Annotated in this window: 2 protein-coding genes; both read right to left on the bottom strand. The window is 52.2% G+C overall.

The window, feature by feature from the left end; genetic code table 11:
• On the bottom strand, window positions 1–394 hold a 394-nt coding region (locus ACO6V1_RS24060; protein WP_422469146.1), incomplete at its 3' end, for a hypothetical protein.
• A gap of 76 nt (window positions 395–470) precedes the next feature.
• Window positions 471–1203, bottom strand: a 733-nt coding sequence (locus ACO6V1_RS24055; RefSeq protein WP_422469144.1) for a hypothetical protein, incomplete at its 5' end; no start/stop codon positions are given.

Here is a 1203-nt window from a genome sequence, read left to right as displayed (position 1 = left end):
GTGGACTGGGAACAATATCCCAAAAGGAATCCACATTCTGAAACAGCAGATCAATAAGTCGTGAGTAGGCAGCATTGACTTTGGTGGCAGTGATCTTGATAAACACCCGGCTCAAGGCCTGCTGCTCTTCCATCACTTTTTCTTGCTCGGGACCGTATTCACCCTTTACCGCCCGCAACGCATCCAGCCACTCATCTTCCACTTCCCGCCGGGCCTCCCGGTAACCCTGCCAGCGGCTGTAGAGATCGGAAGCAAAGGCATCACGCACCGCCTGTTCACGACGTTCGTTGTCCAGTGCTTCATCCAACTCCGCCTGAGTCACTTGATCCGGAGTAGCAACCATCACCAGTCCGTGTTCCATTACCTGACCTTCTTGCCCCTGCGTCGCTGCCATTCAAAACGATGACCGGCCATAATGGCTGGCCAGCTCCCCACCATCTGTTGAGTAAAAATAATGATTGTCCGTTCCATCAGTAGGCCGATTTCCCTGGAGCCCGATACTTCAGCTCATTGATATTGATCTTCCTTCGGGGCAACTTCAGAACCATCTGCTGGGCGATGGCATAACTGATCACCCGGTCGTCGAAACAACCTTCCTGGGCATTGGTGGCTCCGTTGTCTTCAATGACGTAGGTCTGGCACTCCTTTACCGTCTCTACGTTGCAGATCCCCGCATCACCATCCCTGAGCAATGCCGCCAGGTGATCAATCATTAACGGTTTTGATTTGGTCGTGGTCAGCCAGCCGATCCGCTTGGTGCGTTTCTGGGTGCGCTGGTCCACGGTGGTTTCCATGTAAAGATTGGGGTACTTCAGGTCTTTCAGTTTGGTGATGGTGGTCAGGCCGTGGTTGTTTCTTTCCACACCGATCAAAGCATTGTTGTAATAACGACCCAAGTGATTAAGCATCTTACCCAGATCATCCGGAGCCACATGGCCAGACCAGTGGGCAACCTGATAACCGGAACGATCCAATACGTCGATGGATGAATAATCACCGTGCTTGTGTTTGTCATTGATGGGAGCTAGTCCCTCAGCAACATCGCAGCCAATCACATACTGCTGGGCACCATCTGGTGGATACCAGGTTTTCAACAGTCCCGGTTTCTTCCGGTTCAAGCCATTAGGTGTTAACTCACACTGCCACTTGGGCGAATAGCACTCCAGCTTCGCAGCTTCGGTATGTTTGGGATCAAAGACAGGC

The organism is Endozoicomonas sp. ALC013 (genome assembly GCF_049310205.1).
Classification (GTDB): domain Bacteria; phylum Pseudomonadota; class Gammaproteobacteria; order Pseudomonadales; family Endozoicomonadaceae; genus Endozoicomonas.
Note: the sequence above shows the minus strand (reverse complement) of the source record. Positions and strands in the feature narration are given on the sequence as shown.